The organism is Hymenobacter elongatus, from assembly GCF_004745955.1.
Classification (GTDB): Bacteria; Bacteroidota; Bacteroidia; order Cytophagales; family Hymenobacteraceae; genus Hymenobacter; species Hymenobacter elongatus.
Genome location: NZ_SRLD01000034.1, coordinates 34,089 through 57,766, shown reverse-complemented (window position 1 = coordinate 57,766; position 23,678 = coordinate 34,089). Strand labels below are relative to the sequence as shown.

The following is a 23,678-nucleotide window of genomic DNA, read 5'->3' as shown; positions in this document are numbered from 1 at the left end:
TTCGACTAACCGCACGGCCTCCTGGCGGAAGGCAATAGCATAATTCTCATTTTTGGCCCGGCGTGGGGGCCGCTCGGTTTCGGTCATACATCAACTGAGTGATGTATAGCCCTAGCCGGACGAGACATCACGCGCTTAGCGTCCTGAGTCGCTACTCAGATTGTCGGTTCCGGTGCCGGGCCCATGACGCTTGCCCGTCGAAACAGCAACGCCGCGCCTATCCACAGCACGACGAAAAAGGCATTCACGCTCAGGATATCCACGATATTCCCGGCTTCCTCAGAGGCAACCTGGTGCGGCCCAATAAGCAGCGCAAGCACGGCGACACCGATTTGAGCGAGGGCCGTTGCGAGCAATGTGCGGGCCATGCCACGCGGCCGGAAACGCGCGGCGAGGGCCCCGCTGATTGCGACGGCAAGCACCCCGCCATACATCAGGTTGGCCGGGTTATTCTCGCTGCCGATGAGCCCCACGGCCAGATTCGTCCAGACGAGCAACAGCACCACCGCCACCGCCGCACCCACGGCAACCCGATAGGCAGTGTTGCCTCCTTTGCTCGCCACCACCTCATAGGTGAGCCCAGTGCCAAAAAGCAGCGTGCCCGCCACAGCAAAGTCAAATAAGTCCCAGACTACTTCCTTGGTAAACTGCATTGCTACCAGGGGTATCAGCAGCAGGAATCCAATAGCAAGCGCAATGCGCGCAATATTTCGGGGTTGCATGGTCATGGCAGTGCTTTTTGTAGTAGTAAAAAAAACAGGAACGAAGCGCAGCATGTATCCCCGGCTGGTGAGCGCCACTGGCGGCAGATACCCAAGGCAAGGAAGTATGAGCGGGACGATGCAAAGAAAACAAAAGAACTTTGTATTTCAAAGTAATCATAAGTAGTTGTCGTCAGCCTTTGGGTTTTGAATAGGCATCAGGCATTTTGCGGTGTCCGAAGTTGCCGTTGCTACCCGTTGCGGCAGGTCCTGTTCAGTTTCGTCTTGGCTTGTAAGCGCTTTTTATGAGCTGGGACTCAACCTGCGGCTGGAGCAGGAAGCGCAGCGCCAGGTGGGCTAGTAGCGCGTACGCCAGGCCGGGCAGCAGAACAGCCGCGGCGGCGGGGTGGGCATGTCAAAAAAACTGTTTACATACTGGAAACGACCGTTCACAGCATGTAAAAGGGCTTATTAGCTTATTTGAACCACCGTTTTCTTGAACGAATCGTTGCGTTAGTCAACTAACCAGAAGGAAGCCTAGGCTACGTTGGCTCAATCGAGAGACGACGCCATGAACCGTTTGTGACGGGTGTACCGTCCAGCAGTGGCTGCTAGCAAGTGCGGGAACACCTTTTCCAAGGGACTTTTGACCAACAATGAGGTCAGGTAATAAGTCTGTCCGTGACACTGTATTTTCAGGTAGTGGTAGGACTGAAAGGCATAAATCTCCCAATCTATTTGCAGGTACACGCCCCCAGCAGCATGTAACTCGACTGCCTCTATTTCCACGTACGGCAGCACGACTGTTGCTCCCACATGCGTCAGTTCCAGCCGGTCGTCAAAGGCGGCGACGCTCGTGTGGCGATTGCGCAGGTAATACTCCCCATGCACGTAAAGCCCAGGAGCGAAGTACGGAGCCATTGCTAACAAGATAAAGCCCACCGGCAACGCATAAGACCCCGTCACAGCCAAGAGAAATCCCAGCGCCACGAGCGAATAGAACAGGTGCTGCAGGGCGTACAGGTGCGTGAGTGGCGTGATAGCAAAGGGGCGCATCCAGTAGAAGCAGACAGGGAGAAATGTACCGGACAAAGGTGTGCTAAATGCGCCGGCAGGCAAAACCCTCCTTTCGTCAAACGCTTAAAGGTAAGCCTAGTCCCCGCTAAAGTACCATAATCTTAGTATAGGGGTAGTAAGGGCAAAAGCTGCCCTTATTCCAAGACCCCGCTTATAACTCCGATTATGTTAAGGGACAGAATCCAGATAAGGGAGGCAGTAGTTGCACTTCCCCACTGCCCCCAAAATTCTGTTTTGCTTTAGCTACCATTGTCCCTATCTGCTAGATAGAGTACTCAGTTCAGCAAGATATCCCAAGGCAACCTATTATTCCGGGGCAGAACAAATACCTGCCACTAGGTTATGCCAACTACTTGAGGCCTAGCGAGGTCGCTGTTTGGATTTGCGCTTAACTTTTTTTTGTGTCTATCGGGGCCGCAGGGAGCGTTTTAGTGGCCGCATTCACGCCAGTCAATCGTTCTTGCACTTGGTCGTAGCGGGTGACATCAAATGCTTTTTTGGTGCGGTACACCTTACCAGTTTCTTGTTGCAGGAGCACGTAAAGGCTTTTCTCAACATCCGGGTATACCCGAAATTTGGAAAAAGCGGCGTACTGCTCTGCTTGGTCTCCGCTGTAACGGATAAAGCCTTGCTGTCCGTAGGCCAGTTCACCAACCTGATTGCTTGCCAAGGTACTGCCCTCGCTAGGTTGTTGAGAAGGCTTAAGAAAAAACAAACCGACCGTATGTTCGTCCAACTTAACATTGGTTGTGGAACTCATACCGGTTTCTCCTACCCAGCCCCCGTACGTAATCAACTCGACATTAGAGCCCGTAACTTCTCCTTTAAAAACTCTGTAGACTTCAATTGTGGTAGCCGTGTAAATGGATGTGTGTTCGCGATTCCAAAAACTGCGAAAAGCAGTGGGCCGGCCTTCTACAATCAGGCTGGCTTGTTGGGTTAGTTGAGGTAGCTTGACCTCATGTGACACGTCCATTTGCGGGCTGCGCAACTGCTGTGCCTGCCCAGGACTACCACTGCCTAAGGCAATACATAATAGTGAGAGAGGAAGGAGTGTTTTCATACTGAAAAACGCTTAGAAGGTGGAAGTTCAAAACGTGTGCCGCAGGTGTGTAGAACAGACAGCAGGAAGTTTGGCCTTGGTTAAAAATTTGGCACAAAAGTTAAACGAGCCGTTGCTTGCCGGTCACCCGGCGCTGCCTGGTTCACGCTCACCACTGCGCGGCGTTGGGCCCAGACAGGTACACCTTGCCGGCCCCAATCAACAGGTGGCCGTTATGCAGGTAAAAATGGGGCCGGAAAGTGGGACCTCTTACGCATTCTGATGGCCCCACCTTGTTGACCTGTTCGGTACCCTCATCGCTTCTGCCTACATCAGGGCCAACGACTAACACTTCGACCCACGTTGAATAGATGACGGCACGCTGGAGTGTTAGCAGTTGCGCAGTTGTCAAGGCGAGTTCGACTTCTCCGGTAAACTATGGGAAACCTCGCTAATTTGACGTAGAAGTCTTATTCATTGTCAAGTGGAAGCTGATTTCCAGCCCGTCGTTTAACTTTTGGACCAAACTTTTAACCAAGGCCGAAGGTGCTGTTTGCCAGCGCATGAAACCAACAGCGTCTAAGAAATGCAATTACATTGTACGAACGTTTGCTTCTATGAACACGCGCCTGATTCGGGTAGGCAATTCCCAGGGGATTGTACTGCCCAAGAAGTTATTGCAGCAGTACCACGTTGCCGGTGAGGTCGGCCTGCAGTATTGATACTTATTACGCGAGCCATCAGCCAGCGCCGCCACTAGCACTTTACTTTTTTCCTGTCGTGCTTGATCTAGCGTCCGCTTGTCGAAGCATACAGAAACCAGCCTTTTTGTACGCCTCCAATCATGCACTGAAAGTGGGGGCAAATTTGGGGGCAGTCAGATGATATCTATATTCTACCATAGCTTAACACAGCACACAAAAAGTCCCGCCACACTATATAGAGACCTTTTCACTAAGCTACGTTAAGCCCCAAAACAAAAAAAGCCGCCCCACCCGGAACGGCTTTTAGTGAAATCGGGAACCGGAGAAAATTCCCACCCAACTCCGGCCCGATTCTAACCCCTGGGCTTAGTGCCGGAACAATAGTTCGCGGTACTTTACCAAAGGCCAGTCCTCATCGGCCACCATCAGCTCCAGCTTATCGACGGAGCGGCGGATGGGGTCGAAATGCATTTTTACCGTGTCGCAGTACGCTATGGCACGCTCCCGGGTATCGTCAATCTTGTTGGCCACCTTGCGGGCATTCACCATCTCATCCACCTGGGTCTTAATGGTTGAAATGTGGCGCGAAATGGCTTTTATCGTGTCAATCGTCACTTGCGCGTGTTCGTCGTCGAGGCCGATTTCGCGCAGGCCGCGCACGTTGCTGATCAGCTTGGTCTGGTAGGCCACCGCCGTCGGAATGATGTGATTGACAGCCAGGTCGCCCATCACCCGGCTTTCGATCTGAATCTTCTTGATATAGTCTTCCAGCAAGATTTCGTGGCGTGCGTGCAGCTCCACGTGCGAGAAGATGTTGTGCTGGGCAAACAGGTCGGCGGCATCTTCGCGCACCAGCGCATCCAGGGCCTGGGGCGTGGTCGGAATGTTGCTCAGGCCGCGCTTTTCGGCCTCGTCCTTCCACTCGTCGGAGTAGCCGTTGCCTTCGAAGCGGATGTCTTTGGAGGAAATAACGTACTCGCGCAGCACCTCCACGATGGCCACTTCCTTCTTTTTGCCCTGCTCGATGAGCGCATCGACGGAGTCCTTGAACTCGATAAGCTGGTTGGCCACGATGGTGTTGAGCACCGTCATCGACGAGGAGCAGTTGGCCGACGAGCCCACGGCCCGGAATTCGAACTTGTTGCCGGTGAAGGCGAAGGGCGAGGTCCGGTTGCGGTCGGTGTTGTCGAGTAGAATGGCTGGAATCTTATCGATGCCCAGCTTGAGGTAGATGTTGTCGCCTTTGTCGAGCGGCAGCTTGGCCGTGCGCTCCAGCTCGTCGAGCACCGAGTTCAGTTGCGAGCCCACGAACACCGACATGATGGCCGGCGGCGCTTCGTTGGCGCCGAGGCGGTGGTCGTTGCTGGCCGAGGCAATGCTGGCCCGCAGCAGGTCGCCGTAGCGATGCACGGCCTTAATGGTCGTGATGAAAAACGCCAGGAACTGCAGGTTTTCCTTGGGCCGCCGACCGGGAGCCAGCAGGTTGACGCCCGTGTCAGTGCTCATTGCCCAGTTGTTGTGCTTGCCCGAGCCGTTGACGCCCGCGAAAGGCTTCTCGTGCAGCAACACCTTCAGGTTGTGCTTTTCGGCCACACGGTCCATAATGTCCATCAACAGTTGGTTGTGGTCCACGGCCAGGTTGGCATCCTCGAAGGTGGGGGCGCACTCGTACTGGTTGGGCGCTACCTCGTTGTGGCGGGTACGCAGGGGAATTCCCAGGCGGTTCGACTCTTCCTCGAAGTCCAGCATGAAGGCGTGGACGCGGCTGGGAATCGAGCCGAAATAGTGGTCTTCCAGTTGCTGGCCTTTGGCCGGGGCGTGGCCAAACAGGGTGCGGCCGGTCATCACCAGGTCGGGGCGCGCATCGAACAAGGCTTTGTCGACCACAAAGTACTCCTGTTCGATACCCAGCGTGGTCGACACGCGGTTCACGTCCTTATCGAAGTACTGGCACACATCCAGCGCCGACTGCTCCAGGGCCGCCAGCGACTTGAGCAGCGGGGCCTTGTAGTCGAGGGCTTCGCCGGTGTAGGCCACGAAAATCGTGGGGATACACAGGGTTTTGGCCCCGGCCGTTTCGATGATGAACGCGGGCGAAGTCGGGTCCCAGGCGGTGTAGCCCCGGGCTTCGAAAGTATTGCGGATGCCGCCGTTGGGGAACGACGAAGCATCGGGCTCCTGCTGCACCAGCGCCGACCCTTTGAAGTTCTCCACCGGGCGGCCATCGGAGTTCAGGTCAAAAAAGGAGTCGTGCTTTTCGGCCGTCGAGCCGGTGAGGGGCTGAAACCAGTGCGTGTAGTGGGTAGCGCCCTTGGCCATGGCCCAGGTTTTCATGGCCGAAGCCACGGCATCGGCCACGGAACGCTCTACCGGAGCGCCCTGCTTGATGGCTCCTTGCAGCTTCTTGAAGTATTCGCCCGGCATGGTGGAGCGCATGGCATCCAGGTTGAACACGTTTTTGCCGAAACTATCGGAACGGCGCTCGTCGGACGTAGCAACAGCCACCGGCTTACGCTGAGCGACTAGCTCAAGGGCTTTAAAGCGAAGAATTGCCATGTAGTATAAACAGGGAGCAATGGTTGGGAATTGACAAAGGCAAAGGTACGGGCATGTACGCATCATTTGCAAGCGCCACCTTTCAAATGATAGGGGTTTTCACAAAAAAGTCGTATTTTCACTTAGCACCCCCTTATTGCAGAGGGCTATTATTCATATTTTAGTCGTTTTATCCAACCAACGCCCTCCTACCCTCATCTATATTCGGGCTACCTTCGATTAACAACGAATTCCTCCCGCAGTTTCGTCCGCCACGGGCTTTCACCCTACCTTTGGGGCGTGAGAAACCGCTTTGCGTTCCAGCCGCGCTATTTCCTGTTCTGGCTGGTATTCTTCGTCAGCACGAAGGCTGTTTTTTTGCTGTACCACTTTCCCAAGGCGGCGGCGCTGCCGGCGGGCAGTCTGCCGCGCGTGTTCGGCTACGGCCTGCGGCTCGACGCCTCGGCTACGGCCTATTTGAGCCTGGTGCCATTTCTGCTGCTCGTCATCGGCAGCGCGCTACCGCCCCGCTTCTTTCCCACCCGCCTGCTGCAGTTCTACACGGCCGTACTAGGTGTGGTCGTGGCTTTTTTTGCTGTGGCCGACCTGGAGCTGTACCGGGCCTGGGGCTTCCGGCTCGATGCCACCCCGCTGCAATATCTTGACTCACCGGCTGAAATGGCGGCTTCGGCCGGGAGTGCCCCGCTGCTGGTGATGGGGAGTATGCTGGCCGGGGTGCTGGTTTTGGGCTGGTGGCTGTATCAGAAAATCGTGGGACCTATCCCTACCCTGCCACCGGGTTTTGGGCGGGGCCGGGCCGTGCTGGCCAGCGTGCTGTATCTGGCGCTGCTGATTGTGCCCCTGCGCGGCGGCGTGCAGCAGATTCCGATTAATCAGAGCGACGTGTATTTCTCCAGTGTGCCCTTCGCCAACCACGCGGCGCTGAACCTGCCCTGGAACGTGGTGAATGGGCTACTGCTTTCTGATGGGGGCCCCAACCCCTACCAGTTTCTGCCCGACTCGGTGGCCGCCCGCACGGTGCGGCAGCTCTACGCTCCCGGCCTAGCCGCCGATACTGCCGCTGCGCCCCTGCTGCGCACGGCGCGCCCCAACGTGCTTTTCATTATCCTGGAGAGCTTTACGGGCAAGTTTGTGGGCAGCATCGGCGGCGAGCCGGGCGTGACGCCGAACCTCGACAGCCTGGCCCGCACCGGGGTTCTTTTCACGAATATCTACGCCGCCGGCGACCGGAGCCAGAAGGGACTGGTGGCGCTGCTGAGCGGCTACCCCAGCCAGCCCACCACCAGCATTATTAAATATCCGCGCAAAACGGAAGGACTGCCCCACCTCAACCGCTCGCTCGAAGCGGTGGGCTACCGCTCGCATTATTACTATGGCGGCGAGTTGTCGTTTGCCAACATGAAAAGCTACCTCGTGGCGGCCGGCTACGACCAGTTCACGGAGCGGGCCGACTTCCCGCTCCGCCAGCAAAACTCCAAGTGGGGAGCCCAGGACCATGTGCTTTTCGACCGGGTACTGCAGGACTTGCGTACGCAGCCGGCCCCGTTCTTTGTCACGGCTTTCACCCTGAGCAGCCACGAGCCGTTCGAGATTCCCATTCCGCGCCAGTTTCCGGGCACCGACGAAACTGCCCTGTTCCGCAACTCCGTGTATTATGCAGACTGGGCCCTGGGGCGCTTTCTGCACACGGCCCGGCAGCAGCCCTGGTGGGATAATACGCTGCTGGTACTCGTGGCTGACCACGGCCACCCACTGCCCGGCAACGACGCCAATGATACCCCCCGCAAGTTTCGAATTCCGCTGATGCTGGCCGGAGGAGCACTGCGGCCAGCAGCTCGGGGGCGCGTCATCACCACCATCGGCTCCCAAACCGACGTGGCCGCGACTCTGCTCACCCAGCTGCGGCTGCCCACGGCCTCGTATACCTGGAGCCACGACTTGCTGCGGCCCTTACGGCAGCCATTTGCCTTCTACTGCTTCACCGACGGATTTGGCATGGTGACGCCAGCCGGCACCGTGACGTATGACAACGTAGCGCGCCGCGTTATTGCCCGCGACTCGACCGTTGCCACTGCCCAGGTGCGCCAGGGTCAGGCGTATGAGCAGGTGTCGTTTGGGGAATTCCTGGCTAAATAAAGCAGCTACTCCGGGCAACTTTTTAGGGCGGCCTTCCCGTAGAGAAGCTCATGCAGGAGCTCATTTTTGTTTATAACGCCGATACGGGGCTGGTCAATGGCTTGCTGGACCTGGCCCACAAGGTGGTGTCCCCGGCTACCTACAAGTGCTCGTTGTGCGCCCTGACCTACGGAGCCCGGATGCGGCCCGAGTGGAAGGCCTTTCTCAACTCGTTGCCGGTACGCGCCCGGTTTTTTCACCGGGATGATTTCTCGGCCACGTACCCGCAGCTGGCCGCAACGAATCTGCCGGCCGTATTCCGGCAAGCCACCGGCAAGAAGCCAGCTCTCTTCGTATCAGCTGCCGAGCTGAACCAGACCGATTTACCGGGGTTAATGCACCTGCTGCAGCAACGGCTGTCTGCCGTCACGGCTCCATAACTGGTAGCAATACTACGCCCGGTGCACTCGGCAGCACACAGAATTGTGCGTTACCAGTGCATAATTTCGCTTGGCAACACCTTGGGATATTGCTGCGTAATGCGTTTTAGGCTGATGCCAGTTGGGTTTTGCTGCGAATTTCCTGCTGCGTCCCGCCTTAGCCGCGAAGCTTTACTACTACTATTTAGTAGATGATTAATAGCTAATACGTTTTCCTTATCGTAAAGCCTCCTACTTTTGCGGTTGCTTATACCTGTCCATGTTCCGTAGCCTGTTCCTCTTCCGACGCTTGCTGGCGACGACCTTCCTGGTCGTCTTCGTCAACGTGTTCGTGGGGCAGTGCTACTGCGCGACGGCCAGCCCGGCCCGAAGCACAGGCGCGGCGGCAGCTCCCCAGCCGACCCCAGCCAAGCCGACCCATCCGGGGTGCCACGGCCACACCGCCGCCACGGCCAAACCCCAGAAGAGCAAGACCACTCAGCCGCACAAGTCTGCGGGCAAGCACGACTGCTGCAAGGACAAATCGGCGTCGCTGCTTTCGTCGCTGACCATTCCGGTTGAGAAGAGCGTGCTGGTGTTGGCACCCGCGCTGCTGCCAGCGGCTACCAGCTTCACGTTTCAGCCCGCCGCCGCGGCCTGGGACCGGACCGGCGCGGTGGTACTAGTGGCCCGGCAGCACCTGCCGCCCAAGATACCCGACATCCGTATTTTCATTCAGTCCCTCACGGTCTGAATCTCCTGACGCGCTACGGCTCGCGCCGGCATGGCTTTGCTATGTCCGGGGCGGGCTTTTTCGTTTGTGTGTCCGCTGGCCATTGCCGCCCCTGATTTCCCCTTGCTTCCTGGTTTTGTACTGTTCCGCGCCTGGCTTCAACAGCTGGCGACGGTCGTCATCCCACCGTTTCGGGATGCCAAGGAAAACCAGTCGTTTTGCACCATCATTTTTCCTCTCATGTACCGCATTTCTGTTTCCTTACTAGCCTGCATCAGCTTGCTCACGGCCGCCGGCTGTTCCTCCGATTCGGCTTCCAGCAGCCCCACTGATACCGTAACCACTCCTACCGACGGCCCCGCCGCTGGCACTGCCGACCACGGCGGCGGCCACACCTACGCCTGCCCCATGCACCCGGAAGTGACCAGCACCAAAGAGGGCGAAAAATGCCCCAAGTGCGGCATGAATCTGGAGCACAACGATAAGGTGGCCAATGGTAAAACGTACCAGATGAAGTTCGAGGCGCAGCCCGCGCAGCTTACGGCCGGGCAGCCTGCTACGCTGGCTTTCACGCCCCAGGAGGCCGCTAACGCCGCCGCGCCGGTGCCGCTGGCCGTGGTGCACGAGAAGAAAATCCACCTGATTATCGTCAGCAAAGACCTGTCACAGTTCTACCACGAGCACCCCGAATACACGGCTCAGGGCGACTACAAGGTGAAATACACCTTCCCGAAAGGTGGCGACTACGTGCTGTTTCAGGACTACACACCCACGGGCTCGGGCCACCAGCTGGGCCGCCAGCCCCTCACGGTACAGGGCCCGGCGTATGCGCCGGTAAAGTTCAAGAACGACGACATGCAGTGGGAGCAGGATGGCTACCAGGCCACGCTTGCCTTCGACAAAGCCCTGACCGTGGGTCAGCTGCTGGGCATGAAAATCACCATCAGCAAGGGCGGACAGCCGGTAACCAATCTGGATAATTACCTCGGGGCGCTGGGCCACGTGGTGGTTATCAGCGAAGACACGGAGAGCTACCTGCACGTGCACCCCAACGACCAGGCCGACAAAGGCCCAACCATCGGCTTCAACACCAACTTCGAAAAGCCTGGCCTGTACCGCGTGTTTCTGCAGTTCAACCACGCCGGTCAGATTCATACCGGCAACTTCACGATTAACGTGAAAGCCTAACCCCATTTCCATTCTTTTCTCCTACCCTCTACTCCAGCACCCATGAAAAAATCCGCTTTTTTACTCGCCGCCCTCTGCTCGGGCACCTTGCTGCTCGCCAGCTGTGACAGCACCAAAACCACCGAAACCACGACTACCGACACGGCTGCTACCGGCACCATGGCGGACTCGTCGGCCATGAGCGGCGACATGGCTGGCATGGACCACTCCCAGATGACCGATGGAGCCGGGGCCTCCCCCCTGATGGCGTCGATGAACGACATGATGGGCAAGATGGACGGCATGAAGATGAAGGGCAATACCGACCACGACTTTGCCCACATGATGCTGGCGCACCATCAGGGTGCCATGGCAATGGCTGACATCCAACTGCGCGATGGTAAAGACGCCACCATGCGCCGGATGGCCGAGCAAATCAAGGCCGACCAGCAGAAAGAAATCAGCGAGCTGGAAGCTGCCGCCACCCGCCTCGACAGCGCCCCGACCAACTACAAGCCGATGGACCCCGCCGACCCGTTCACCAGCAAAATGAAGCTGTCGATGGACGGCATGATGCAGAACATGCCCAAGCCGGTAGCTAACCCGGACATGAACTTCAACATGCTGATGACCGTGCACCACCAGAGTGCCGTGGACATGGCTAAAGCGGAGCTGGCTCACGGCAAAGACACCAAGCTCAAGGCCATGGCCCAGATGATGGTGGCCGCCCAGGAAAAAGAAATTGCCGCCTTTAAGGAATGGCACAACAAGAACGGCGACAAAATGTAGCCCAATACCCCGCGCATGAGACTATCTCACTTCACTAACCTCTCTCCCATGAAATTCTCCCAGATTTTGCTTGCCGCGGCTTTGCTGACCGCTCCTTTTGCTACCTCGGCCCAACACAGCCACAAACCCGGTGTGGCGGCTCACGGCCACAAAGCGGCCGGCGAAACCCACGGCCACCGCGCGCCCCACGGCGGCACGGTACGCACCGCCGGCAAGTTTCACATTGAGCTAGTGCAGCACGCCGACGAAGTGCATGTGTACCTGCTGGATGGCAAGGAAGCCACGGTAGCCACCCAAGGCACCACGGGTACCATCACGCTGCTCACCACAACCGGCAAAACCAGCCGCTTGGCCCTTACGCCCGTAGCTGACCACTTCACTGCCAAGGTGCCCGCCGGCATGACCGTACGCACCGCCATTGTGAGCTTCAATGCCACCGGCAAATCGTTGAGCGCGCGGTTTGAAAAGCTGGACGCGGCCAAAGCGGCCCAGGCCAAAACCATGAGCTATGCTTGTCCCATGAATTGCGAAGGAAGCGCCAGCAACCAGCCCGGCAGCTGCCCTAAGTGCGGTATGGCCTTGGTAAAAAAGCCCTAATCTGATGCTTGGTCCGGCCCCGGCTGAAGTGGAGCCGGGCCAAGTCCTTCCTGCTGCCAGGCACGGACGGCCAGCCCAGCAACTAGCCACGCTGGCCGTCCGTGGAGCAGTCAAATTGCTTTAGAATGAACGATATCCGAATTAAAACCACGCTTTCGGCCCTAGCCTTGCTGCTGGTGCTGGCCAGTGCCGGGCCAACGTGGGCCCAACGCCTGGTAGTGCCGCTGGACAGCGCCGAGAACCAGGCGCTACGGCGGCACCCACGGCTGCGGCAGTCGGCGGCGGAAATAGCCGAGCAGCGGGCCCTGAAGCGCGGCAGCTTCTCGCCGGCCAACCCCGATTTTCTGTTTTCGGCTCCTACCGGGGAGCAGTGGGCACCCGGCGTAGTCCAGACCATCGACTTTCCGACGGTGTATCGGCGACAGGCCCAGGCGGCCCAGGCCGGCATCGGTTTGGCTGAGCGGGGCCTGGACGTGAACCGCGCCACCGTGCGCCGCGATGTGCGCCTGACGTACCTGAACCTGCAGTTTGCCGAGGCCCAGCTACGCCAGCTTACGTACCAGGATAGTTTGTTTCAGACCCTACAAAAGGCGACCGAGCGGCTTTTTGCGGCCGGTGAAGTGACTTCGCTGCAACGCATCAGCACGGCCGCCGAAGCCCGGCAGGTGCTCAACCAGCTGGAGCAGTCCCGCGTGGACTTGAGTGCGGCGCAACGGCGGCTGGGGCTACTGCTGGGCTTACCGGCCGGCACGGAGCTGGCTTCAGAAGCGGATCTGCGCCAAACCGGCCCCGCGCTGGCCCAAACCGGCACGGAGCTGCTGAGCACGCTGCCCACATCCGACAGTGCCGCCGTGGCTGCCAGCCCCGCGCTGGCCTATGCGGCCCAAAACCTGGCCCTGAGCCAATCGGGTATTAGTCTGGTGCGGGCGCGCCGCACGCCGGCCCTCACCGTGGGCTACCAGAACCAGGCCTATGACAACTCGGCCATCAAATACCGGTTTCAGTTCGGCGTGTCGGTGCCAATTTATTTCTGGACCTACCGCGCCCAGCTACAGGCAGCCACGGCCCGCAGCACCGCCGCCCAGGCCCAGCTACAGGTACAGCGCCTCGACCTGGGCAGCCAGTACCAGCAGGCGCTGGCCGATACGCGCAAGTTCTCGACCTCGCTGAGCTACTACGAGCAGGCCGGACTGGCGCAGGCCGCCGCCATCATCAGCCAGTCGCAGAGGCTGTTTCGGGCCGGCGAAATCAGCTACCTCGTCCTGATTCAAAGCCTGAACCAAGCCTTCACCATTCAAAACGCCTACCTGGCTACCATCCGCGACTACCGGCAAGCCATTGTTGAACTCAATTACCTGCGGGGCCAAGAACCATGAGAAACCTACTATTAATCCTGCTGCTGGGCCTGTTGGGAACGGGAACGGCGGCTGCCCACGGCGGCGAAGACCACGGCGACGCGGCCAAAGCCGGCACGGCCGCCGGGGCCACCTCCTTCTCGGTGGCGGCGCTGTCGGAGCAGTTTGAGGTGCTGTTGCGCTACGAGCCGCTCACGGGTGGCAAGCCCGCCGACCTGCGCCTGTTCCTGTCCGATTATGCCACCAACGCCCCCGTCAAAGGCGCGAAGCTCACGCTGACTAACCCGGAAGATGCTGCCCTGAAATGGACCGTGACGGAGCACGAACCAGGGATTTACTTGGTGGAAGGCGAGTTTCCGGCCAATAAAACCTACAGCTTCACAGCCAATATCGTGGCGGGTGAACGAGCTGACTTGCTATTGCTGGAAGGCATAGCCGTGGGCAAAAAACTACCCGTGGCCGCCGCTCCGGTGGCCGCCACGCCTTCCTTTTTTGGCTCCTGGAAAAACCTGCTGCTGCTGGCCGGGGCCTTCTTGGCGGGCATTGCCCTCACGGCGCTCCTCATGCGCCGCCGCGCGGCTGCTCCCCTCACTCCTACCTCTGCTGTGTATGAAAACCAAGCATAAATACCTGGCTGCCACGGCTGTGGCCGGCTTACTGCTGGCCACGCTGCTGCCCCCGCCGGCCCCACTACTGGCCCACGGCGGCGAAGACCACGGCGACGGAGCCAAGCCCAGCGCCGGGGTGGCCCTCACCGACGAAATCAGTCTACCCAAGGAGAGTCAGTACCTTTTTGGGGTACGTACGGCTTTGGTGGCCTACTCCAATACCTACACTCGTCTCACGCTGTACGCCACGGTATCAGCGGCGGCAGGCGGTGAGGGCCGGGTGGTAGTGCCCCAAACCGGGCGCGTCGTCAGTTTAGCGGCGCAGGTGGGCCAAACCGTGCGGGCTGGTCAGACGCTGGCCGTGGTGGAGCAAACGCTCGACGCCACGCAGCAAATTGGCCTCAGCACCGAACGGGCCAACGCCCAGGCCGAGCTGCGCGCGGCCCAGCAGGACTACGCCCGCCTGCAAACCATTGCCGACATTGCTGCCCGCAAAGATGTGGTAGCCGCCGAATTGCGCCTGCGCCAGGCGCGGCAGAACGCGGGTATTCAGAACGGTCAGGCCAGCCAGCGGCGCGTATCCATCACCTCCCCCATCAGCGGCACGGTGGATGTATTCAGCCTGGCCGTGGGCCAGCAGGTAAGCCAGGGCGACGAGCTGTTTCGCGTCATCAACCCCGGTAAGCTGCGGGTAACGGCAGAAGTATTTGCCCAGGATTTGGGCAAAATAACACCCAGCGCGCAATTTCGGGTGGAAGGCCTACAGGGCCAAGCGGGTGGTGCACCGGCCCGTTTGGTAGTATTTTCTAACGTTGTGAACCCCGTGAATCAGGCCCGCCAGCTTATCCTGGAGCTGGATGCCGCAGGCAATTCGCAGTTCCGCGCCGGCCAAGCCGTGAACGTGCAGGTGGTGGGCCAAAGCACCGGCGGCCAACAGCAGCTCGTGGTGCCCACCTCCGCCATCACCGACCTGAGCGGTAAGCCGGTCGTATTCGTGCACGGCGAGCCGGAGCAGTTCAAAATCCGCTACGTGCAGCCCGGCCCGGCCAACGGCCAGCAAACGGTGCTGCTCGGCGGCGACGTGAACGAAAACGACCGGGTGGTGACGGTGGGCACTTACCAGCTTAAGTCCATCTATCTGAACCAGTAAGACCGACAAACACCCCTCCTCAGCTGATAGAGGGTGTTTCGCTCAACCTGCTCCAATCCCATGCTCGATAACATCATTCGCTTTGCTCTGCAAAACCGCCTGCTTATGCTGGCCTTTGCCGTGGGCCTGCTCATTGCTGGCACGTACACCGCCCGCCAGCTGCCGGTAGACGTACTGCCCGATCTGGACCGGCCCCGCGTGACCGTGTTTCTGGAAGCCGCTGGCATGGCCCCCGAAGAAGTGGAAGCCCTCGTGACGCTGCCCGTGGAAACGGCCCTGAACGGCGCTACCGGCGTGGCCGCGGTGCGTTCTAACTCAGCCATTGGCCTGGGCATGGTGTTCGTGGAGTTCGACTACGGCACCGATATCTTCACGGCCCGCCAGATTGTGAGTGAGAAGCTACAAACTGTGGGGGAGCAGCTGCCGACGGGCGTGGCCCCGGTACTGGGCCCTATTTCGTCGGTGATGGGCCAGATTATGCTCGTGGGCCTCTCGGGTGGGGCTCAGACGAATGCTGCCGACCTGCGCACGCTGGCCAACTACACCGTGCGCCAGCGTCTGCTCAGCATTCCCGGCGTGGCCCAGGTCATTCCCATCGGCGGCGACAACCTGCAATACCAGGTGCTGCTCGACATGCCGCGCCTCAACGCCGTGGGCCTCACCATCACGCAGGTAGAAGACGCGCTGCGCCGCTCTAATCTGAACACCACCGGCAACTTCTTCGACCGCAACGGCTCGGAGGTGCTCATCCGCAACCTGGGCCGCCTGCGCTCCGTCGACGATATCAAGAACATCATCGTTGGCTACCGCGAGGGCTCGGCCATCACGGTGGCGCAGGTGGCGAGCGTGGAGTTTGGAGCCCGCTTCAAGCGCGGCGACGGCAGCGTGAACGGCCAGCCGGCCGTAATTCTGAGCATCGAGAAGCAGCCCGGCGCGGCCACGGTGGGCCTGACGGAAGCAGTAGAAAAGGCGTTGGTAGAGCTCAAGCCTTCGCTGCCTAAAGATGTGCGGGTGAATACGCGCCTGTTTAAGCAGGCCGACTTTATTGAGTCGTCGATTTCCAACGTGGAGGAAGCCCTGCGCGATGGTGCTATTCTGGTGGTCATCGTGCTGTTTGCCTTCCTGCTGAACGTGCGCACCACCTTTATTTCACTGGTAGCCATTCCGTTGTCTTTGCTCGTCACGGCGCTGGTATTTCGCTTTGCGGGCATCAGCATCAACACCATGACCCTGGGCGGACTGGCTATTGCCATCGGCGAACTGGTGGACGACGCCATCGTGGACGTGGAAAACGTATTCCGCCGACTGCGCGAAAACCAGCAATTGGCCAACCCGAAACCGGCGCTGCAAGTCATTTACGCGGCTTCTTCGGAAGTGCGCAACTCCATCGTTTACGCCACCATCATCGTGGTGCTGGTGTTTTTGCCGCTGTTTGCGCTCGAAGGCATGGAAGGCCGCATTTTCGCGCCGCTGGGCATTGCCTACATCACCAGCATCGTGGCCTCGCTATTCGTGTCGCTCACCGTCACGCCGGTGCTGTGCTACTATCTACTGCCCAGGATGAAGCAGATTCGCGAAGCCGAGCAGGAAGGCCGCCTTATCCGCTGGCTGAAGCGCAAGGATACCAGTGTGCTGAACTGGGGGTTGCTGCACCCAAAACTGGTACTGAGCACGGCCGGCCTGTTGTTTGTGCTGGCCGCCGCCCTGGTGCCCTTCTTCGGCACCGAGTTTCTGCCCCCCTTCAACGAAGGCTCGCTCACGGTGAACTTCTCGGCCCCGGCCGGCACCTCGCTGGCGGAGTCGAACAAGCTGGGTACGCTGGGCGAGCAGCAGATGCTCAAGATTCCGGAAGTGGCCTACACGGCCCGCCGCACCGGCCGCGCCGAGCTGGACGAGCACGCCGAATCGGTGAACAATTCGGAAATCGAAGTGGCTTTCAAAACCGAGGAAGAGCTGGAAAAGGAAGGCCTGGAAATGCGCAGCCGCGACGAAATTCTGACTGACATGCGCGAAAAGCTGGGTCTGATTACCGGCGTAAACGTGAACATCGGCCAGCCCATTTCCCACCGCCTCGACCACCTGCTGAGCGGCGTACGGGCCCAGGTGGCTATTAAGGTGTTTGGCAACGACCTGCTGGAGCTGCGCCGCTACGCCAACGAAGTCCGCAATGCCGCCGCCACCGTGCCCGGCGTGGTAGACCTGCAGGTGGAAAAGCAAGTGCAGATTCCGCAGCTGCTGGTGCGCCCCCGCGACGCGGCCCTGCGCGCCTACGGCCTCGACCGTGGCAGCGTAGTAGCCACGCTCGAAACCTTGTTTCAGGGCGAGGTGGTATCCCAAATGCTCGATGGCCAGCAGCGCTTCGACCTCATCGTGAAACTACCCGAAAACCAGCGCAACGACGTGGCCACCATTGCCCAGACCCGCATCGAAACGCCCGCTGGCGCCCTTATTCCCGTGAGCCAGGTGGCCGACGTAAGCTACGAGCCCGGCCCCAATACCGTGAACCACGAAAACACCCAGCGCCGCATCAGCATCTCGATGAACGTGGCTGACCGCGACCTGGGCTCCACGGTGAAGGAAGTGCAGGCCCGCATTGCGCAGCAGGTGAAGCTGCCGCCCGGCTACTACCTCACCTACGGCGGACAGTTTGAAAGCCAGCAGTCGGCCTCGCAGAAGATTTTGTGGCTCAGCCTGTTCTCGCTGGCCGGCATCTTCCTGGTCTTGTTTTCGCACTTCAAGTCGCCGCTGATGGTGGGGCAGATTATGCTGAATATCCCGCTGGCGCTCATTGGCTCGGTGGTGGCGGTGCTGCTCACGGGGGGTACGTTCAGCATTGCCTCGCTGGTGGGCTTCATTACGCTCACCGGCATCGCCTCGCGCAACGGCATCATGATGATTTCGCACTACATCCACCTCGTGGAGCACGAGGGCGAAAAGTTCGGCAAGGAGATGATCGTGCGCGGCTCGCTGGAGCGGCTGGTGCCCGTGCTGATGACGGCCCTGGTGGCCGCCCTGGCCCTGGTTCCGCTCACGCTGGCCAAGGACGCGCCGGGCAAAGAAATCCTGTATCCGGTAGCCACGGTGATTTTGGGCGGCCTGCTCTCTTCCACCTTCCTCGACATCATCGTGACGCCGGTGGTGTTCTGGCTCGTGGGCGAAAAAGCCCTGGCGCAGTACCGGCGCGGGCACGGCGAAGTCAGCCTCGATGCGCACCCGCGGGAGCTGGACGCCGCGCCGCTCACGCCGCTAGCCGACCAGAATTCCAGTCGGCCCGCCGGGGTCTGAGCCCCGTTCTTGCTTGCGGGTATTTGTCCGGCGATGCTGGATTATATAAGCTTCAAGCCGAATTGTGCATAACGAAGTAGGAGGTATCAGAGTAAGCATACGGAAGCTTTTACCCTTAATCCCCTTTTATCATGCCCACCCACAACCAATCCTTGCTCGACGCCCTCAACGCTTGTATTGCTGCCTGCGAGTACTGCGCATCTTCTTGCTTGAAAGAGGAAGACGTGAAAATGATGGCCCGCTGCATCAGCATCGACCGTGACTGCGCCGACATGTGTGCCCTCACGGCCCGCTTTGTGGCCCGCGGCTCGGAGCACGCCCAGCACGTGATGCGCGAGTGCGCCGAAATCTGCAAAGCCTGCGGCGACGAGTGCGAAAAGCACGGTGCCCACATGCAGCACTGCAAGGAGTGCGCGGAAGCCTGCCGCCGCTGCGAGCAGGCCTGCCGCCAGGCAGTGGCTGCCTAACGTATTTTCACTGCCATAAAAAGCCAGTCTGTCACCACGCAGGCTGGTTTTTTTATGGCCGTAGTGTTGGCGTACTCGGGTGCCAGCCACCGCCATTTTGGCCAACACACTTATCTGCATTCGTGAACTTTGTAGTTCGCTTTACCCGTGCACCGCTCCTAAAATCACGCTAACGTAGTACCCGCTATGCGTTATGTTTGTGTCGCTTCGTATAGGCGCATGTTCGGCAGACACCCTGCTTTTTCGGTAGGCCCGCTCGATATGGCAACGTACCTAGTGCCACTACTTATCCCATCTGAGCTGGTCAGCAACATCTACCACTGGCCACAGTTAGCGGTACGGCGTCCACGGACTGCGAAACCGCGCTAGTCTCCTGATGCGGACCCGGCAGAGCGACGCAATTTTCTGAACGTGTTAGACTTAAACCACTCCAGCGGATGTTCGACCGGCTGATTTATTTCTCCATTCACAACAAGCTTATCATCGGGCTGCTGACCTTGGCCCTGGTGGCCTGGGGAGGCTACTCACTCAGCCGGCTGCCGATTGACGCGGTGCCCGATATTACCAACAACCAGGTGATTGTGTACACCGTGGCGCCGTCGTTGGCGGCTACGGACATCGAGCGGCTCGTCACGTTTCCGGTGGAGCAGAGCGTGGCTACCATTCCGGGTCGGGAGGAAGTCCGCTCGTTTTCGCGCTTCGGCCTCTCGGTGGTTACTATCGTGTTCGAAGATCAGGTAGATGTGTACTGGGCCCGGCAGCAGGTGGCCGAGCGGCTGCGCGAGGCCGAAAGCCAGATACCGGCCGGCGTGGGGCGGCCGGCAATGGGCCCGGTAACGACTGGCCTGGGCGAAATCTACCAGTACTTGGTGCGCGCCAAGCCGGGCTACGAAAAGAAATACAGCCCCACCGAGCTGCGCAGCATGCAGGACTGGCTGGTGCGCCGGCAGCTGCTGGGCACTCCCGGCGTGGCCGACGTCAGCTCCTACGGTGGCCTGCTGAAGCAGTACGAAGTGGCCCTCGACCCCGAGCGCCTACGCTCGTTGGGCGTAACCATCGCCGAGGTGTACCAAGCCGTGGCCCAGAACAACCAGAACGCCGGCGGGGCCTACCTCGACCAGAACCCCACGGCCGCCTTCATCCGCACCGAAGGACTAGCCGCCACCCCGGCCGACATCGGCCGCATTGTCGTCCGCAGCACCGCCAACGGCTTGCCCGTGCTGGTGCGCGACGTGGCCGAGGTGCGCTTGGGCGCGGCCGTACGCTACGGTGCCATGACGCTGAATAATCAGGGCGAAGTCACGGGCGGGCTGGTGCTCATGCTCAAGGGAGCCAATGCGGCCGAGGTTATCCGGGCCGTGCAGGCGCGCATGGCCACCATCCGCAAAACCCTGCCCGAGGGCGTAACCGTAGAGCCGTTTCTGGACCGATCCACGCTGGTGGGCCGAGCCATCACTACCGTGAGCACCAACCTGGCGGAGGGCGCGCTGATTGTCATTTTTGTGCTCGTGCTGTTTCTCGGCAACTGGCGGGCGGGGCTGGTAGTGGCCTCGGTGATTCCGCTGGCCATGCTGTTTGCCGTGAGCCTGATGCGGCTGTTTGGCGTGTCGGGCAACCTGATGAGCCTGGGTGCCATCGACTTCGGGCTGATTGTGGACGGGGCCGTAATTATTGTGGAGGCCATTGTGCTGCGCCTGCACGGCGGGCAGCTGCGGGTGGCCGGCAACCGCCTCGCTACCGCCCAGATGGACGAGGAAACCTACCACGCGGCCAGCAAAATCCGCTCCTCGGCCGCGTTTGGCGAAATCATCATCCTCATCGTGTACCTGCCGCTGCTGGCCCTGGCTGGCGTGGAAGGCAAGATGTTCCGGCCCATGGCCCAAACCGTGGCCTTTGCCATCCTGGGCGCTTTCATTCTCTCGCTCACCTACGTGCCCATGATGGCCGCGCTGGCTCTGAGCCGCTCCACGGAGGTGAAAAAAAACTTCGCTGACCGCATGATGGCCTTTTTCACCCGCCTCTATCACCCGCTGCTGAAGGGCGTGCTGCGCCACCCGGCCCTCACGCTGACGGGCGCGGCCGGGCTGCTGGTGGGCGGGTTTCTGCTGTTTCGCACGCTGGGCGGCGAATTCATCCCGACGCTGACCGAGGGCGACTTTGCCGTGGAGATGCGCACGCTCACCGGCTCGTCGCTGAGCTACACGGTGGAAAAAGCCCAGCAGGCCGGGGGCATTCTGAAGCGGCAGTTTCCGGAGGTGAAGCAGGTGGTGGCCAAAATCGGCTCGGCCGAAATTCCCACCGACCCCATGCCCGTGGAAGCCGGCGACCTGATCATCGTGCTCAAAGACCAGGCAGAGTGGACCTCGGCCGACAACCGGGAAGCCCTGGCCGAGAAGATGGCCGCCGCCCTGAGCGTCATTCCCGGCGTCACGTTCAGCTTCCAGCAGCCCATCCAGATGCGGTTCAACGAGCTGATTTCGGGCGCTAAGCAGGATGTGGTGCTGAAAATCTACGGCGAGGACCTGCAGCAGCTGGGCGACTACGCCCGGCAGGCCGGCCGCCTGGCGCGCCAAACCCAAGGGGCCGAAGATGTATATGTGGAGCAGGTGACGGGCCTGCCGCAAATTGTGGTGGCGCTAGACCGTGGCCGACTGGCCCAGTTTGGCCTGAACGTGGCCGACGTGAACCGCACCGTGCAAACGGCCTTCGCCGGCGAAGTAGCCGGCCAAGTGTTCGAGCAGGAGCGCCGCTACGACCTGGTGCTGCGCCTGCGCGCCGACCTGCGCCGGGACATCAATAGCGTGCGGCGACTGTTTGTGGCCGCCCCCAACGGCCGCCAGGTGCCGCTGGAGCAGGTGGCCACCGTGGAGCTGCGCGAGGGCCCGAACCAGATTCAGCGCGACGATGCTAAACGCTACATCACCGTGGCCTTCAACGTGCGGGGCCGCGACGTGGAAACCGTGGTGGAAGAGCTGCAAAGCAAGCTCGACCGCCAGCTGAAGCTGGCTCCGGGCTACTTCACCACTTACGGCGGGCAGTTTGAGAACCTGCGCCAGGCCACCGAGCGGCTGCGCATTGCGGTGCCGGTAGCGCTGGGGCTCATCTTTGTGCTGCTGTTCTTTACCTTCCGCTCCTTTAAGCAGTCAGTGCTGATTTTTACGGCTATTCCGCTCTCGGCCATCGGCGGGGTGCTGGCACTGTGGCTGCGCGGCATGCCGTTCAGCATCTCGGCCGGGGTGGGCTTCATTGCGCTGTTTGGGGTGGCCGTGCTCAACGGCATCGTGCTCATCGGCTACTTCAACCAGCTTAAAGCCGAAGGCGTGACGGACCTGATGGAGCGCATCCTGCACGGCACCGAAGTGCGCCTGCGCCCGGTGCTGATGACGGCCACGGTAGCTTCATTAGGCTTTTTGCCCATGGCTCTGTCACAGTCGGCCGGGGCGGAGGTGCAACGGCCGCTGGCCACGGTGGTCATCGGCGGGCTGGTGTCGGCCACGCTGCTCACGCTGCTGGTGCTGCCCGTGCTGTATGCGCTGGCGGAGCGCCGCGCCGCCAAGCAGGTGCCGGTTTCGGCCAAAGCAGCTACCCTAACGGCCGTGTTGCTGGTAGTGCTGCTCTTGCTACCGCCGCAGAGCCAGGCGCAACAGGTGCCGCTAGCGGGCCCACTCACTGCCTCCCAGGCCGTAGACCAGGCGCTGCTCACCAACGGCACGGTGCTGGGCGGGCAGCGCGCCCTCGAAGCCCAGCAAGCCGTACGCCGTGCGGCCTATGATTTCGGGCGCACCACCTTGCAGGGCAGCTACGGCCAGTACAACTCCGCCAACCACGACAATCAATTCACCATCAGCCAGTCGCTGGCTCTGCCCGGGGTGTACCGCCGCGCCGCCGCCCTGGCCGATGCCCGCATTGCCGGGCAGCAAGTTCAGCTGAGCCAGGTGCGGGCTGAGCTGCGCCGCCAAGTCCGCCAGAGCTACGAGCAGGCCGTGCACGCCCGCCACCGGCTGCGAGTGCTGCGCGGGCAAGACAGCCTGTACACCGAATTCCTGCGCGCCGCCAACCTGCGCTTCAAAACCGGCGAGGTAGCCCGCCTGGAGCCCGCCACGGCCCTGGTGCAGCAAGGTGAAATCCGGACCCAGCTGCTGGCCGCCCGCACCGACTTCCGCGTGGCACAGCGGCAGCTGCAGGCCCTGCTGCAAGTGGCCGCCGCCGTGACCGTGGCCGACAGCGTACTACGTCCGTTAGCGCTTCTGACGAGTGCCGCGCCTGCCGATACGGCCGCGCTGGCCCGCAGCCCCCAGACCCAGGTGCTGCGGCAACTGGTGGCCGAGCGCCGGGCCGAAACCCGCGTGGAGCAGGCCCGTGGGCTACCCGAGTTTACAGTGGGCTATTTCAACCAGTCGCTCATCGGCTACCAGCAGGTGGGGCCGGGGATGGAGCGCTATTACGGCCCCGGCACCCGCTTCCAGGGCGTGCAGGCGGGCGTGGCCGCGCACCTGTGGCGTGGGCCACAAAAGGCGCGGGTGCAAGCCGCCCGCCTGCAGGAGCAAGTGGCCCAGGCCGGCCTCGAACGGGGCCAGGCCCAGCTGGCAGGCCAGATAGACGAGCTGCTGGCCCGGCACGACGAGCAGCAGCAGCGCCTGCGCTACTTCGAAGAAACTGCCCTGCCCCAGGCTACGGTCATCACCCGGCTGGCCACGCTGGGCTACAAAGCCGGCGAAACGGGCTATTCTGACTACCTGCTCCACCTGGAGCGGGCCCGCCGCCAGCGCCTCGACTACCTCGATGCGCTGCTGCAACACAACCAAAATGTCATCGAGCTGGAATACCTGCTGGGCGCGCAATAGTCCGCTAATTGAGCCGGAACGCTCAGCTAAGCGTTATTCTTAGCGTGAAAATGTGCCTCGGCTTTTACT

16 protein-coding genes are annotated in these 23,678 nt (G+C 60.6%); 12 read left to right on the top strand and 4 right to left on the bottom strand.

Features of this window, described 5'->3' with window-relative positions:
- Positions 1 to 155: 155 nt before the first annotated feature.
- The 4 genes from E5J99_RS15885 to E5J99_RS15870 form a co-directional block, all read right to left on the bottom strand.
- Entirely contained in the window at positions 156 to 776 is a 621-nt protein-coding gene (locus tag E5J99_RS15885) for a hypothetical protein (protein ID WP_210114461.1), read from the bottom strand.
- A gap of 477 nt (positions 777 to 1,253) precedes the next feature.
- Positions 1,254 to 1,757 carry a hypothetical protein gene (locus E5J99_RS15880; RefSeq protein WP_135498797.1) on the bottom strand — a complete coding sequence of 168 codons (504 nt, stop codon included), beginning with the start codon at positions 1,755 to 1,757 and terminating at the stop codon, positions 1,254 to 1,256.
- 409 nt (positions 1,758 to 2,166) lie between these two features.
- Positions 2,167 to 2,841 (bottom strand): hypothetical protein, encoded by a 675-nt coding sequence (locus E5J99_RS15875; protein WP_135498796.1) that lies wholly within the window; start codon positions 2,839 to 2,841, stop codon positions 2,167 to 2,169.
- Between the two features lie 1,049 nt (positions 2,842 to 3,890).
- On the bottom strand, positions 3,891 to 6,080 hold the full coding sequence (locus E5J99_RS15870) for a glutamine synthetase III family protein (RefSeq protein WP_135498795.1): 2,190 nt from the start codon (positions 6,078 to 6,080) through the stop codon (positions 3,891 to 3,893).
- A gap of 279 nt (positions 6,081 to 6,359) precedes the next feature.
- Here E5J99_RS15870 and E5J99_RS15865 point away from each other — a divergent pair, with 279 nt between their 5' ends.
- The 12 genes from E5J99_RS15865 (at position 6,360) to E5J99_RS15810 (ending at position 23,609) form a co-directional block, all read left to right on the top strand.
- The gene (locus tag E5J99_RS15865) at positions 6,360 to 8,216 is read left to right on the top strand and encodes an LTA synthase family protein (RefSeq protein WP_135498794.1); all 1,857 of its coding nucleotides are present in this window, start codon (positions 6,360 to 6,362) and stop codon (positions 8,214 to 8,216) included.
- A gap of 50 nt (positions 8,217 to 8,266) precedes the next feature.
- Complete coding sequence (locus E5J99_RS15860; protein ID WP_135498793.1) at positions 8,267 to 8,635, top strand: hypothetical protein; 369 nt, start codon at positions 8,267 to 8,269, stop codon at positions 8,633 to 8,635.
- 259 nt (positions 8,636 to 8,894) lie between these two features.
- Complete coding sequence (locus tag E5J99_RS15855) at positions 8,895 to 9,368, top strand: hypothetical protein (RefSeq protein ID WP_135498792.1); 474 nt, start codon at positions 8,895 to 8,897, stop codon at positions 9,366 to 9,368.
- Positions 9,369 to 9,398: 30 nt separating this feature from the next.
- Positions 9,399 to 10,535, top strand: coding sequence for a heavy metal-binding domain-containing protein (locus tag E5J99_RS15850; protein WP_135498791.1), 1,137 nt, complete (start codon positions 9,399 to 9,401; stop codon positions 10,533 to 10,535).
- Between the two features lie 42 nt (positions 10,536 to 10,577).
- Complete coding sequence (locus E5J99_RS15845) at positions 10,578 to 11,303, top strand: DUF305 domain-containing protein (RefSeq protein WP_135498790.1); 726 nt, start codon at positions 10,578 to 10,580, stop codon at positions 11,301 to 11,303.
- Positions 11,304 to 11,351: 48 nt separating this feature from the next.
- The gene (locus E5J99_RS15840; RefSeq protein ID WP_135498789.1) at positions 11,352 to 11,900 is read left to right on the top strand and encodes a heavy metal-binding domain-containing protein; all 549 of its coding nucleotides are present in this window, start codon (positions 11,352 to 11,354) and stop codon (positions 11,898 to 11,900) included.
- Positions 11,901 to 12,025: 125 nt separating this feature from the next.
- Positions 12,026 to 13,276: a TolC family protein gene (locus tag E5J99_RS15835; RefSeq protein ID WP_135498788.1), complete on the top strand. Its 1,251-nt coding sequence runs from the start codon at positions 12,026 to 12,028 to the stop codon at positions 13,274 to 13,276.
- Positions 13,273 to 13,881, top strand: a complete 609-nt coding sequence (locus tag E5J99_RS15830; RefSeq protein ID WP_135498787.1) for a hypothetical protein — start codon at positions 13,273 to 13,275, stop codon at positions 13,879 to 13,881. The genes E5J99_RS15835 and E5J99_RS15830 overlap by 4 nt, the downstream gene beginning before the upstream one ends.
- On the top strand, positions 13,865 to 15,013 hold the full coding sequence (locus E5J99_RS15825) for an efflux RND transporter periplasmic adaptor subunit (RefSeq protein ID WP_135498786.1): 1,149 nt from the start codon (positions 13,865 to 13,867) through the stop codon (positions 15,011 to 15,013). Before E5J99_RS15830 ends, E5J99_RS15825 begins: the two co-directional genes overlap by 17 nt.
- A 60-nt stretch (positions 15,014 to 15,073) precedes the next feature.
- The gene (locus E5J99_RS15820) at positions 15,074 to 18,298 is read left to right on the top strand and encodes an efflux RND transporter permease subunit (protein WP_135498785.1); all 3,225 of its coding nucleotides are present in this window, start codon (positions 15,074 to 15,076) and stop codon (positions 18,296 to 18,298) included.
- Positions 18,299 to 18,429: 131 nt separating this feature from the next.
- Positions 18,430 to 18,765, top strand: a complete 336-nt coding sequence (locus E5J99_RS15815) for a four-helix bundle copper-binding protein (RefSeq protein WP_135498784.1) — start codon at positions 18,430 to 18,432, stop codon at positions 18,763 to 18,765.
- 437 nt (positions 18,766 to 19,202) lie between these two features.
- Complete coding sequence (locus E5J99_RS15810) at positions 19,203 to 23,609, top strand: CusA/CzcA family heavy metal efflux RND transporter (RefSeq protein ID WP_135498783.1); 4,407 nt, start codon at positions 19,203 to 19,205, stop codon at positions 23,607 to 23,609.
- Positions 23,610 to 23,678 lie beyond the last annotated feature (69 nt).